The 13,391-nt window shown below is 31.4% G+C and carries 10 protein-coding genes; 3 read left to right on the forward strand and 7 right to left on the reverse strand.

Features of this window, described 5'->3' with window-relative positions; genetic code table 11:
* The gene (gene menD / locus ACXGQT_RS06505; RefSeq protein WP_457830593.1) at nucleotides 1-1,683 is read right to left on the reverse strand and encodes a 2-succinyl-5-enolpyruvyl-6-hydroxy-3-cyclohexene-1-carboxylic-acid synthase; all 1,683 of its coding nucleotides are present in this window, start codon (nucleotides 1,681-1,683) and stop codon (nucleotides 1-3) included.
* 80 nt (nucleotides 1,684-1,763) lie between these two features.
* Here menD and ACXGQT_RS06510 point away from each other — a divergent pair, with 80 nt between their 5' ends.
* From ACXGQT_RS06510 to ACXGQT_RS06520, 3 genes are read left to right on the forward strand one after another with little or no spacing between them, the layout of a single operon-like run.
* A complete protein-coding gene (locus ACXGQT_RS06510) occupies nucleotides 1,764-2,303 on the forward strand; it encodes an NUDIX hydrolase (protein ID WP_457830594.1) in 540 nt (179 codons plus the stop codon).
* Nucleotides 2,303-4,216 carry a DUF294 nucleotidyltransferase-like domain-containing protein gene (locus tag ACXGQT_RS06515; RefSeq protein WP_457830595.1) on the forward strand — a complete coding sequence of 638 codons (1,914 nt, stop codon included), beginning with the start codon at nucleotides 2,303-2,305 and terminating at the stop codon, nucleotides 4,214-4,216. The genes ACXGQT_RS06510 and ACXGQT_RS06515 overlap by 1 nt, the downstream gene beginning before the upstream one ends.
* Nucleotides 4,217-4,225: 9 nt before the next feature.
* A complete protein-coding gene (locus tag ACXGQT_RS06520) occupies nucleotides 4,226-4,921 on the forward strand; it encodes a 3'-5' exonuclease (RefSeq protein WP_457830596.1) in 696 nt (231 codons plus the stop codon).
* Between the two features lie 216 nt (nucleotides 4,922-5,137).
* On the opposite strand, the gene ACXGQT_RS06525 is transcribed toward ACXGQT_RS06520, so the two are convergent.
* From ACXGQT_RS06525 to ACXGQT_RS06550, 6 genes are all read right to left on the reverse strand, one after another.
* Entirely contained in the window at nucleotides 5,138-6,328 is a 1,191-nt protein-coding gene (locus ACXGQT_RS06525; protein WP_457830597.1) for an aspartate aminotransferase family protein, read from the reverse strand.
* A complete protein-coding gene (locus ACXGQT_RS06530; protein WP_457830598.1) occupies nucleotides 6,321-7,826 on the reverse strand; it encodes an OstA-like protein in 1,506 nt (501 codons plus the stop codon). Before ACXGQT_RS06530 ends, ACXGQT_RS06525 begins: the two co-directional genes overlap by 8 nt.
* Before the next feature lie 159 nt (nucleotides 7,827-7,985).
* The gene (locus ACXGQT_RS06535; RefSeq protein WP_457830599.1) at nucleotides 7,986-9,257 is read right to left on the reverse strand and encodes an adenylosuccinate synthase; all 1,272 of its coding nucleotides are present in this window, start codon (nucleotides 9,255-9,257) and stop codon (nucleotides 7,986-7,988) included.
* 22 nt (nucleotides 9,258-9,279) lie between these two features.
* Nucleotides 9,280-9,720 (reverse strand): Fur family transcriptional regulator, encoded by a 441-nt coding sequence (locus ACXGQT_RS06540; RefSeq protein ID WP_457830600.1) that lies wholly within the window; start codon nucleotides 9,718-9,720, stop codon nucleotides 9,280-9,282.
* Nucleotides 9,721-9,800: 80 nt separating this feature from the next.
* Complete coding sequence (locus tag ACXGQT_RS06545) at nucleotides 9,801-12,005, reverse strand: RelA/SpoT family protein (RefSeq protein WP_457830601.1); 2,205 nt, start codon at nucleotides 12,003-12,005, stop codon at nucleotides 9,801-9,803.
* Between the two features lie 108 nt (nucleotides 12,006-12,113).
* Complete coding sequence (locus tag ACXGQT_RS06550; RefSeq protein WP_457830602.1) at nucleotides 12,114-13,346, reverse strand: M48 family metallopeptidase; 1,233 nt, start codon at nucleotides 13,344-13,346, stop codon at nucleotides 12,114-12,116.
* Between the last annotated feature and the right edge of the window lie 45 nt (nucleotides 13,347-13,391).

Raw genomic sequence — 13,391 nt, forward strand, 5'->3', positions numbered from 1 at the left:
TTATCTTTTAAACATTTCAAAATAAGTTTTTAATACCTCATCATTACTAATGCTAGGTGTAAAAACTTCTAATATTTTTGGTTGATTACTGTCGTCATAAAACGTCATCAACTCTTTTTCTGTACCCACTACATCCGTAGCTTTTACATAATTAAAGCCATACATTTTTGCCAAATGCTCCGCTGTATAATGATGGGGAGTTTCAAAATAAGACAAAGCAGGTGTTTGCTTAGGACCTGGTAATATTTTAAAAATTCCTCCTCCACTATTATTTATAATAATAATTCTAAAATTTGATGGAATGTAATTATTCCACAACGCATTACTATCATATAAAAAACTTAAATCACCCGTAACCAACGTTACCTGTTTGTTACTTTTTATAGCAAAACCAATGGCTGTAGAAGTACTTCCATCAATACCACTTGTACCTCTATTGCAAAAAACAGAAATCTTGTCCTTAATATCAAACAACTGGGCATAGCGTACCGTAGCACTATTACTTAGCTGTAATACAGATGGTAAAGGTAAAGACTTGTTAATCAAATCAAACACTTTAAAATCAGAAAATTCAATAGTATCTATATATTTTTGATGTGCTTCCTTTCTCAATTTTTTTACAGACAATGCTGTGGCTTGATAATTACTATCCACCTTTTTAGTCAACCAAAAAAACTGACTAAAAAACAACTCTGTAGACAATTTAAAATGCTTAGTTAAGCAATTAAATGTATTATAACCAACCGTTGGGTGTACTGAAAAATGATATTTAGGTTTATGACTTCTAAAATATTGTTTAATCCTTTTAGAGACAACCAACCCTCCAATACTTAACAAAACATCTGGTTGATAATAATGTTTATCTTCCTCTGTTAAGCCTGCTAAAAACTGATCTATACTATTAATTACATTATTATTGCTAATATTTGAAGTAGTCTCCGTTAACACCAAAACAGAAGGATCTTTTAACAAATGATTGATTTGTTTTTGCAATAACTCACTTGGCTGATGTACCCCTATCAATACTATTTTTTTAGTAGCTTTATTCCAAATTTCTGCAATAGGTTCTAGTTCACTTAACTCTAAAACTTTTTCATTTACCAACTGCGGTTCTGGCTTTTCTACAAGATCATACGCTAATAAATCATCAACCAAACTATACAAAGGCTCGTCAAAAGGAACATTAATGTGTACAGGCCCCTTTTGTTCATTGGCAACCTTAATAGCTTTAAACAGCAATTGTTTATTATAGGTGCTATCCATCTCATTTTTTATTGCCGTTAAATTGGCTTCAAATAAAATATGATTTTTAAACACTCCTTCTTGTCTAATGGTTTGTCCATCTCCAACATCAATCATATGCTTAGGTCTGTCTGCAGAAATAACCACCAAAGGAACATCTCCATAAAAAGCCTCTGCTACAGCAGGATAATAGTTTAACAGGGCGGAACCCGATGTACAAACTACTGCAGTAGCTTTTTGAGTTTGTTGAGCCATTCCTAAAGCCACAAAAGCAGCACAACGTTCATCAACAATACTATACGTATTTATGCTTGATAATTGACTAAAACCAATAGTTAATGGGGCATTACGAGAACCCGGTGATATGACCACCTCGTTTATATGATTGGCTACACAAGAAGCAATGACTATTTGAGCCAATTCATTTTCAGGATATTTCATTCAAATATTTCTCTAAATAAGAGTGTAAAATTACAAATAAAAAGATAGTATATTTACGTATATAATGTTTCTTTTTAGCCATGGATGAATTAATTGATATTGTAAATTTACAAGGACAACCTACCGGAAATGCTTGTTTAAAAAGTTTTGCTCATCAAAACGGAATTTTACATGCTAGTGTACACATTTGGTTTTATACTACTGATGATAAAATCTTAATTCAAAAAAGAAAAGAAAACAAAGATACTTTTCCTAATTTATGGGATGTATCTGTAGCAGGGCATATTGGTTCTGGTGAAACCCCTATAGAAGCTGCTATTAGAGAGGTTAAAGAAGAAATTGATTTAACTGTTGATAAAAAAGAATTAAAATACATTGACTTTTTTGAAGAGAAACATCATCACCCAAACGGAATAATAGATTATGAAATCCATCATATATATATTGCTCAGTTAAAGATTGATATTAAAGAACTTACTCCTCAACAAGAAGAAGTTTCCGATTTAAAACTTATTGATATTACAACGTTAGAAAAAAATTATAGTGATAAAAATACTTATGTACCTCATACAAATCAATACTATAATTACATTATTAAAAAACTGAAAGCAAGACATTAATGAAGAATACAATTGCAGAAAGAATTACCGATTTTATTAAAATGTATCCTCCTTTTGATAATTTACCTTACAATGATTTATACAAACTTTCAGAAGAAATTAGAGTAATTTACTTAGATAAAGACGAAACTTTATACAATCAAGGTAAACCACCTAAAGAACATTTTTTTATTGTAAACCAAGGTGCCATTAGAATTTACAGGCAAGAAGGCGAAAAAAGTATTGAGGTAGAAATGTGTGATGAGGGAGATGTATTAGGCTTAAGACCTTTAATAGTTAGCGAAAATTACACTTTAAACGCTAAAGCTTATGAAGAGTCTATAGTTTATGCCATTCCTATTGAAAATTTTAACAAACAGTTTGAAAACAACCCAGAGGTAAGTAAATACTTAATCACCCGTTTTGCCAGCAATTCTGCCACTAGATTTTCTCAAGAAGACAACGAAAGAATTTTTGCCGATTACAAAAGAACTACCAATACTGATTATTTTAGTTCTAAGATTAGCAATTTAATGACTTTAGCTGTTTGTTGCAATCATAAAGCAACCATACAAGAAGCAGCAAAAACAATGAGTGAAAATAAAATCAGTTCTATTTTTGTACTCAAAAAAGACAAACCTGCTGGTGTAATTACCAACAAAGATTTGTTACACAAAGTAGCTACGGGCAAATTTACTATTGATCAAAATGTAAAAAAAATAATGTCTTCTCCTGTGGTTTCTGCTTCTCCTAATATTTCTATTGCCGAAGCTCAGATTATGATGCTTAAAAACAAAATTGGGAATGTATGTGTTACCAAAGATGGAACTCCAGATAGTAAGTTATTAGGAATGTTAACACAACAAGACATTGTAGCATCACTTAGTAACAATCCTGCTGTTTTAATGAAACAAATTAGTAGAGCTAGAACCATTGCCAGACTAAGAGATTTAAGACAACAATTAAACGAACTTTTACAGAGATATATAAATCAACACATTTCTTTTACACATACGTTAACAGTAGTGGCAGAGTTAAATGAAACTATAACACAAAAGGCCGTTGAGATATCTATAAAAGAACTAGACAAAACACCCCCTGTAAGATTTGCTTTTTTTGCTTTAGGAAGTCAGGCTAGAAAGGAACAATTGGTTCCTACAGATCAAGACAATGCCATTATTTTTGAAAATGTTCCCGATAACAAATTAGAAAACATTAGATCTTTCTTTATAGAACTTGCTACTTTAATTAATAAAAACCTCCACTCCATTGGTTACGAATATTGTCCTGCAGAAATGATGGCTAGTAATCCTAAGTGGTGTTTATCAAAAAAAGAATGGGAAGATCAGTTTAAAGATTGGATCTTTAATCCTACTGAAAAAAACATTTTATTAAGTTCTATCTTTTTTGACTTTAACTTTGTTTATGGTGATAAAGAATTGGTAAACGATATGACTGCCGTTGTTCACGAAAGCACCGAAAACAACAGTAGATTTTATATGTTTATGGCTAAAGATGCCTTAAAAAGCCCAAGTCCACTAGGTTTTTTTAGACAGTTTTTAGTTGATCAAGATGGGGCTCATAAAGATCATTTCAACATCAAACAAAGAGCCTTAATGCCATTAATTGATGCTGCTAGAATTTTAACTCTTCAACATAATTTGCAAGGAATCAATAACACGGCAGAAAGATATTATAAACTAAGAGAAATTGAACCTCAGAATGCAGAAATATACGAAGCTTGTGCCTACGCTTTTAAAGCTTTATTAAAGTACAAAACCAAAAATGGATTGACTACACTTGGAGAAGATGATGGTAAATTTATCAAATTAGAAAACTTATCAAAATCAGACAAAGTAAAACTAAGACGTTGTTTTAAACCTATAAAAAGTATTCAAGAAGTCATCACCATCCGTTTTCAACCCGTTTTATAAATAGAACCTATGTGGAATTACATCAAAAAAAACATAGCGTATTTCTTAAAAAAAAGACATTTACCTGAGTATTGGAAAACCTATGTAGATACTTTAAAAAACATTCAAACTAAAAACATTAAAGATTCCAAATTTGTAGTTTTTGATTGTGAAACTTCTGGTTTAAATCCTAAAGAAGATAGAATTTTATCTATGGGGGCTGTTACTATAAACGGCAATACCATTAATGTAAAAGACAATTTTGAACTGTATTTAGAGCAAGATGTTTTTAATAGAGAAAGTGTAGCTATTCATGGCCTTCTAAAAAAAGGAAAACTAAAAAAAATAAGTGAGGAACAGGCTATTAAAAAGTTTCTTATATATATTGAAGGTGCTATATTAGTAGGACATCATATTAGTTTTGATGTGGCTTGTGTTAATTACGCCTTAAAAAGAATGGGACTTCCAAAATTAAAAAACAAGGTTTTAGACACTGGTATTCTTTTTAAAAAAACCAAACATCAATTGTATGCTGAAGCATTTACCAAAGTATTTAGCTTAGATGAAGTTTGTGACGAACTCAAAGTAAAAAAGAAAGACAGGCACACTGCCTCTGGAGATGCATACATTACAGCGATTGTCTTTTTTAAAATTCTCGGAAGGCTTAACCGAAGTAATGATTTAACCCTAAAAGAATTATTTTACACACCTAAAATGATTTACTAAAATTAGTTTTAAAACACTCAACACCATTCATTTCTAATACTTTACAAAGTATTTACTTATAGAAATAAAGATATTCACAAGGAGCTGTCCTGAAAAGTAAAAATTTAGTCAAACTGAACCTGTTTAAGTTTCTCACAACAACTGTTTAACAGCATGTTGTGATTCTGAAATAAATTCAGAATAACGTTTTCTAATACTTTTTAGACAAGCTCTTTTTTATGCAATAATTTCGTTTATTACTTTTATTATTTTTGCGCAGCCAATTTTTATCTCTTCATCTGAAATAGTAAGTGGTGGACTAATTCTCACAGCTTTTTTTTCAAATAGCAAAAAGAACAATAACAAACCTTCCTCCATACATTTTAATACTACTTGACTAGCTATATCTGCAGTTTCCATCATCAAAGCCAACATCAACCCCTTACCTCTAATTTCTTTAATAGCATGGTGCTGTAAGCCATCTTTAAATAACTGTTCTTTACGTAAAGCTTCTTGCATTAAATTGCTTTCTGTAATTTCTTTAACTGTTGCCAAAGCAGCAGCAGCAATTACTGGGTGTCCTCCAAAAGTAGTTACATGTCCCAATACTGGATTTTCTTTTAACATAGACATGTTTTCAAAACTACTAATAAAAGCTCCTATTGGCATTCCTCCACCTAACCCTTTACCTGTAACAACAATATCTGGAGTACAATTATAATGTTCAAATCCAAAAAAGCTTCCTGTACGTCCAATTCCTGATTGAATTTCATCCAGAATTAATAAAGCTCCAACTTCATCACATCTTTTACGTACTTTCTCTAAGTAACGATTTTGTGATACTATAAATCCTGCACCCCCCTGAATAGTTTCTAATATAACAGCTGCAGTATCTGTTGTTATTTTACACAAATCACTTATGCTGTTATAGGTAATAAACTTTGTTCCAGGAATAAGTGGTCTAAATGCCCTATTTTGAATTTCTGCTCCACATACACTCATTGAACCTTGTGTATTTCCGTGATAAGCATTTTTTGCTGCTACAACTTCATGTCTTTTGGTAACTCTTTTGGCTAATTTTAACGCTCCTTCCGTTGCCTCAGTACCAGAATTTACTAAATAAACAGTATTTAAATTTTCTGGTAAAATAGCTGCCAATAGCTTACAAAGTTCTGTTTGTGGTTGTTGCACAAACTCTCCATACACCATAACATGACTATAAGCATCTACCTGATCTTTAATGGCTTTGGTAACCCTAGGATGACCATGACCTAAACTATTGGCAGAAACTCCTGCTATAAAATCTAAATAAGCTTTGCCATTAGTATCATATACATAAGAACCTTTAGCACTTGCTACCTCAATAACCAACGGATAAGGTGAGGTCTGAGCTTGATGTTTAAAAAAATCTTCTCTTAAATTAGTCATGGTTAAAAATATCTTCTTTGGTTAACGGACGTTCATCTCCTCTCCAAATAAATCCTTTTAATAAAGCTTGATCTTCTGGAAATTTAGAGGGAGGGTATGTTTTTCCGTCAGGCTGTTTTAAAAACTTAATAGTTTCCATTCTATTTTCTTTTAATGAAAACAGTATGTTACTACATTCCATTTTCATAATGGCTGTTAACTCATTGGTTTCTTCACTTCTTGCATAATTAATAACCGCTCCATTTCCTTTTACCAATAAAGTAGATAGTCTTTGTTCTATAAATTTACCAAACATATCTTTTCCTTTAATTTGATTGTATCCTTTTACACTGTCTTTTTGAACAATAAAAGCATTTTTTACAATCTTTAAAGAATCTAATTTGTTTGTAATTTTATCACTTAACAATTTTATACTATCTCCTGTAATTTGATTTTCTCCCGACCATAGAATTGGATTTTTAAACAATTCTGTAATCCCATCACTTTCTTTAGTAACCAAAGAATCGCATTTTCCACTTAAATCAGATTTAAAAAATTTTACATGGTGAAAGACTTTCATCAATTTGTTTTTTTCTTTTCCTGTAATAGAAATGGTATCGCCATGAATATACATAGAATCCTTGTCTACAATAGAAATTGCCACAGGTCTTTTTGTAACAATCATGGAATCTTTACGTCTATATATTTCACCATAATCACCTTTAACAACAATTTTGTTTACAGTGTCTGTAATGATTAAATTCCCTGTTCCTGAAGCAAAATCATTGGTTTGATTATAATACAAGCTATCACCTTCTATCTCATTATCTTGATGATAGATAACAGAATTTTTCAACAAATACCCCAAAGACAATCTCGTATCATAAATACCTCTTTCTGTATACAAATCACTTTCTTTGTTCTTAATGGTTGAAGGCCCGTACAAATAACTTTTCCCTGTTTCTGTATAATAATCTAAGTGGCCTGTTTTTAAGGTCATATCAGGATTTACAACCACTACATTTTGTCTGGCTGTTAACTTTTTATCATTGGCAAAATACTCACCTATTTGACTTGTTAAGGTGTTTTGTTTATTTACAATTTTACCAAAACAATCATAACTCAACACCTGAGTAGCTCTATTAAAACGGAGGGTATCTGTGGTTAAAGTCATCTCTTTATCTTTTACCAACACTTTTCCCCATGAGAGTGCTTTTTCTGAATCTCCATCATACTGTAAGTGATCGCTATATTGTTTAATGGTATCTCCTTGATTTACCACAACATCACCATATGCATACAACCTATTATCTAATCGGTAGTACAATGCTTTTTTACAAGTCATAATAGCTCCTTTGTGCTGTACACGAACAGCTCCATTTAACACCAATGCATTGGGATATTGCTTTTGGTCTGCATATGTTTGGTTAGCATGTAATATTTTTATTTTGCTTTCTTGAGACATTCCTAAAAATGAAAGGAACAAAAACAATATATTTAGTTTTATTGATGTTTTCATACGTTAACAAAGATACTTTATTCGTGCTATTTTTTGAAACCTTTATAAAACAATTGAACAGTCAAGTATAGTGCCACAAAAAAGAACAAGTCTTTTTATTTAAAACAAAAAACCTCATCAAAAAATTGATGAGGTTTTTATAAATATTTTGATAACTATTTATCTTTCAATAGTTTGTTTTCTATCTGGTCCTACAGAAACAATGGTAATTTTAATTCCTGTTTCTTTTTCTATAAAAGCAATATAATCTAACAAGCCTTGTGGCAATTGATCTTCAGAAGTCATTCCTGTTAAATCTTCTTGCCATCCTGGTAATTCAGTATAAATTGGTTTTACGTTTTCTGGTTCAATATTATAAGGGAAATGTGTGATTACTTCTCCTTTATATTCATAAGCAGTACACACTTTTAAAGTTTTAAAACCTGATAACACATCAGCTTTCATCATATTTAATTGAGTAACACCGTTTACTTGACAAGCGTATTTTAAAGCTACCATATCTAACCATCCACATCTACGTGCACGACCTGTTGTAGCTCCAAACTCATGACCTACTTTTGCCATGGTTGCTCCATCTTCATCAAACAATTCTGTTGGGAAAGGTCCAGAACCTACACGAGTAGTATAAGCTTTAAAAATTCCGAATACTTCTCCTATTTGGTTAGGTGCTATTCCTAAACCAGTACAAGCTCCTGCAGCTGTTGTGTTAGAAGAGGTTACAAATGGATAGGTTCCAAAATCAACATCTAATAAAGAACCTTGAGCTCCCTCTGCTAAAATAGTTTTATTGTTTTTAATAGCTTGGTGTAAATACTCTTCACTATCAATAAAAGTTAATTTTCTTAATTCTGCAACACTTGTAAAAAACTCTTCTCTTAATGCATCTAAATCGTATTCTAATTCTACATTGTAGAAATCGATCATTTTAACATGCTTTTGAACTAAAGTTTCAAAAATTTCTTTCCAATTATCTAACTCTAAATCTCCAACACGCATTCCGTTACGTCCTGTTTTGTCCATGTAAGTTGGACCAATACCTTTTAGAGTAGAACCAATTTTATCTTTCCCTTTTGCTTTTTCAGATGCAGCATCTAACAAACGGTGGGTTGGCAAAATTAAATGTGCTTTTCTAGATATTAATAAGACTTTTTTAAAGTCAATATCAAACTGAGATAAGTTTTCTATTTCTTTGTTAAAAATAACAGGATCAATTACTACACCATTCCCTACAACGTTCACTGCATCTTTGTGAAAAATTCCAGAAGGAATTGTGTGTAAAACATGTTTGTGCCCGTCAAAAATTAAGGTATGTCCTGCATTTGGACCTCCTTGAAAACGAGATATTAAGTTGTAATTTTGAGTTAAAACATCAACTATTTTTCCTTTTCCTTCATCACCCCACTGCAAGCCTAATAATAAATCTACCGCCATCTTACTTTATAAATGTATAATTCTAATTTTCTTTTTTAGTTCCGTAAAAATATAGAGAGTGTTTATGAATCTCTACTCCAAATACGTCTTCTATAGTTTTTTTAATGGTTTGTATTCTAGGGTCGCAAAACTCTACCACCTCTCCATTATCTAAAATCAAATGATCATGCTGTTTATCAAAAAAACTTTTTTCGTAATGTGCTTGGTTTTGTCCAAATTGATGTCTCCTAACCAATCCACACTCTAACAACAACTCTATAGTATTGTATAGTGTTGCTCTACTTACACGGTACTTTTTATTTTTCATATTGATATATAAAGATTCAATATCAAAATGTTCTTCTAAATCATAAATTTCCTGTAAAATGGCAAAACGTTCTGGCGTTTTACGATGCTTGTTAGTTTCTAAAAACTTAACAAACACATTTTTAACGATTTCTTGATTTTTTTCTTTAGTATCCATGACTGGTTGTTGTTTAAAAACAGCAAGATGCAAATTTATACTTTTATTTGTTTTAACCTGTTAAAAAATAGGGCTTTTTTTTAAATAATACGTTTTATACGCTTTACCCCTTTTACACCTTGTAACTGTTGTGTTATTTTTTTCAGTTTATTTTTGTTATTAATGGTAATGGTAAATTTCCCTTCAAAAAGGCTTCCATCACCAGATATGTTTAAGCTATTAATGTTTACGTTATTAATGTTAGAAATAACTCTAGTAATATTTCCTAGCATACCAGCGCTATCTTCTCCCGTAATACTTAAGGTTACTTTAAATTCTTGCTTGGTTGAATCTACCCAATGTGCCTTCATTATTCTGTATGCATAGTTTGACTGCATACTAATGGCATTAGGACAATTTGTTTTATGAACTTTTATACCTTCATTCACGGTTAAAAACCCAAATACTTTATCTCCTGGAATAGGGTTACAACATTTAGCCAATGTATATTCTAACCTTTCATTATCATTTCCAAACAAAAGCATGTCGTAATTGGTAGACAGCACTTCTTTCTTTTCTACTTTAGATGGATCTGATTTTGTTCTACGGAACAACTTGGCAAAGGTACTGGTTTGCTGATTGGCAAAATTCCTTATTTGAGTATTATCTATAGTACCTACTCCTACTCTATAAAACAAATCAAAAGTTGTCTTAAGCTTAAAATAAGACACCATTGCCCCTAAATTTTTATCTGTAGGTTCAATTTTTAAGTGACGTAATTTTCTTCTCAACAATTCTTTTCCATCCGCAGCCACTTTTCTTTCTTCCTCTTTTAAGGCTTGACGAATTTTAGCTCTTGCTCTGGCAGTAACTACAAAAGTTAACCAACGTTCCGATGGTTTTTGATTTTCAGAAGTAATGACCTCTACTTGATCTCCACTATTTAAAACCCTATCTAGCGGAGTTAATTTTCCATTTACTTTTACCCCTCTACATTTTAATCCAATATCTGTATGAATGCTAAAAGCAAAATCTAGTGCAGATGCTCCTTTTGGCAAAGATTTAATATCTCCTCTTGGAGTAAAAATAAAAATTTCTTTAGAGTATAAGTTTAATTTAAAATCCTCAACAAAATCAACAGCATTCATACTATGATTCTCTAAAGTATCTTTTAACCTATTTAACCAAGATTCTAATCCGCTTTCATTAATATCACCTTGCTTATATTTAAAGTGAGCAGCATATCCTTTTTCTGCAATTTCATTCATTCTTTTAGAACGAACTTGTACTTCTACCCAACGTCCTTCTGGCCCCATTACTGTAATATGCAAAGCCTCGTACCCTGTTGTTTTAGGCTGTGATATCCAATCTCTTAAACGACTAGGATTAGGTCTGTAATTATCTGTAACAATTGAATATATTTTCCAAGCATCAAACTTTTCATTCTCTCCTTCAGAATCATAAATAATACGAATAGCAAACTTATCGTACACCTCTTCGTATTTTACTCCTTGTGAGAGCATTTTTTTACGGATTGAAAAAATGGATTTGGTTCTTCCTTTTATCTCAAATTTAAATCCTTGTCTTTCTAAAGCTTCACTAATTTTAGAAGAGAAGTTTTCTATGTAATCTAACTGATTGTCTTTATTGGCTATTATTTTTTTCTCAATAGAATTATACACCTCTGGTTCGGTGTATTTTAAGCCTAAATCTTCTAACTCACTTTTGATGTTAAACAAACCTAAACGATGAGCCAAAGGAGCATATATGTATAAAGTTTCAGATGCTATTTTAACCTGTTTATGAGGTGGCATCGCATCCATGGTTTGCATATTGTGTAAACGATCTGCTATTTTTATTAAAATAACGCGAACATCATCATTTAGCGTTAGCAACATTTTACGGAAGTTCTCTGCTTGAATAGAGGCCATTTGGTCTTTACTCATTCTAGAGATTTTGGTCAATCCGTTTACTATTTTAGCTATTTTTTCACCAAACAAGCGTTCCATATCTTCTATGGTATAATCGGTATCTTCTACTACATCATGCAACAGAGCTGCAGCAATAGACACAGCTCCAAGTCCAATTTCTACTGCTACCAATTTTGCAACTGCAATGGGATGATAAATGTATGGCTCTCCTGTTTTTCTTCGTTGTTCACTGTGTGCCTCTACAGCAATATCAAATGCTTTACGGATCAATTTTTTATCATCTTCCGACAAGTATTGATAGCTATCTTTTAAAAGGTCTTTATACCTACGCGTAATTTCTTTATTTTCCGCTTCTGCATCAATTATATAGCCCATAAACCAATCTTTTTTAAAACAAAAATTACCGATGGCGTTTTTAAAACACCATCAGTAAATTCGTATGTCACTTCTAAATAAATATACTATTTTTTATACGAAAAACGACTATTTTTTCAAATTCAATACTCGTTGTAACAAGGTTGGATGCGAATAATGAAAAAACACATTCCATTTGTGCGGAGTTAAGTTACTTAAACTGTTTTTAGATAGTTTTTTAAGTGATGATATTAAATACTTCCCATCAAAAGTTTCTTTGGCAAAATCATCTGCTTGGTATTCAAATTTTCTGGAAATAAAATTCATAATAACTCCTGTAATCTCCGAAATAGGACTGTATAAAATTCCGAATGCCAACATTCCTACATGAAAACTGCTGTTGTCAACCCCAAAAGCATCTGCTAACAATGGATTCCCCAATAATTTACCTAAAATAAATAATGTAAATCCTGTTAAACACAAAGATGCTATCATATTAAAAGTAGTGTGTTTTCTTTTGTAATGTCCAACTTCGTGTGCAAAAACTGCTACAATTTCTTCTTCGCTTAAATCATTCACCAAGGTATCGTACAACACTATTCTTTTTTTAGGTCCTAGTCCAGTAAAATAAGCATTGGCTTTTGTAGATCTTTTGGAACCATCAATCACATAAATACTGTCTAATTTAAAGCCTTGTTCCTTTGCATATTTTTTTAATTTATCTTTTAAAGTCCCTTCTTCTAAAGGTGTTTGTTTATTAAACAAAGGCACTATTAAACTAGAATAAAACATAGTTAAAAAAACAGTAAACACCGAGAAAACCAACCAAGCATACCACCAAAAATCTTGCTCCATTTTACTATACAACCAAGTAATTAACAACAATAATCCACCTCCTAATACCAAAGTCATTAACAACCCTTTAATCTTATCAATCACAAATAATTTTTTGGTGCTTTTGTTAAACCCAAATTTTTCTTCAATGACAAAAGTATGATAGTAACCAAATGGAATTTGAATGATAGAACTAACCAAACCTATAATTCCAAAAAACACTAGTGTTTGCAACAAACTATTTGAAGTGATTTGTAAAGACCAACGCTCTACTAATGCTACTCCGTCTAACAAAAAGAATAACAAAGTAACAATAAAAGTAAACAAACCTGAAAGGGTTGAGAATTGATAATTTGCCATTTTATATGCTTGAGATTTTTCATAAGCTTCAGTATCATAAACATCTTTTAGCTCCTTAGGAACAGGATCGTTAAAATGTTGTGCATTTACAAAACTAATAATTTCATCTTTGATAAAATTGATCACAATTAAAGCGATGATAATAATAAATAAAATACTTCCTGTCATATTCTGGTTGTTGGTTGTTAGTTGTTGGTTGTTGGTTGTTGGTTG

The organism is Wenyingzhuangia sp. IMCC45467 (assembly GCF_054111205.1).

What these genes read in the sequence shown, in the direction of transcription:
- menD (WP_457830593.1), bottom strand. Translation starts at nt 1,683, where the DNA reads ATGAAATATCCTGAAAATGAATTGGCTCAAATAGTCATTGCTTCTTGT.
- ACXGQT_RS06510 (WP_457830594.1), top strand. Translation starts at nt 1,764, where the DNA reads ATGGATGAATTAATTGATATTGTAAATTTACAAGGACAACCTACCGGA.
- ACXGQT_RS06515 (WP_457830595.1), top strand. Translation starts at nt 2,303, where the DNA reads ATGAAGAATACAATTGCAGAAAGAATTACCGATTTTATTAAAATGTAT.
- ACXGQT_RS06520 (WP_457830596.1), top strand. Translation starts at nt 4,226, where the DNA reads ATGTGGAATTACATCAAAAAAAACATAGCGTATTTCTTAAAAAAAAGA.
- ACXGQT_RS06525 (WP_457830597.1), bottom strand. Translation starts at nt 6,328, where the DNA reads ATGACTAATTTAAGAGAAGATTTTTTTAAACATCAAGCTCAGACCTCA.
- ACXGQT_RS06530 (WP_457830598.1), bottom strand. Translation starts at nt 7,826, where the DNA reads ATGAAAACATCAATAAAACTAAATATATTGTTTTTGTTCCTTTCATTT.
- ACXGQT_RS06535 (WP_457830599.1), bottom strand. Translation starts at nt 9,257, where the DNA reads ATGGCGGTAGATTTATTATTAGGCTTGCAGTGGGGTGATGAAGGAAAA.
- ACXGQT_RS06540 (WP_457830600.1), bottom strand. Translation starts at nt 9,720, where the DNA reads ATGGATACTAAAGAAAAAAATCAAGAAATCGTTAAAAATGTGTTTGTT.
- ACXGQT_RS06545 (WP_457830601.1), bottom strand. Translation starts at nt 12,005, where the DNA reads ATGGGCTATATAATTGATGCAGAAGCGGAAAATAAAGAAATTACGCGT.
- ACXGQT_RS06550 (WP_457830602.1), bottom strand. Translation starts at nt 13,346, where the DNA reads ATGACAGGAAGTATTTTATTTATTATTATCATCGCTTTAATTGTGATC.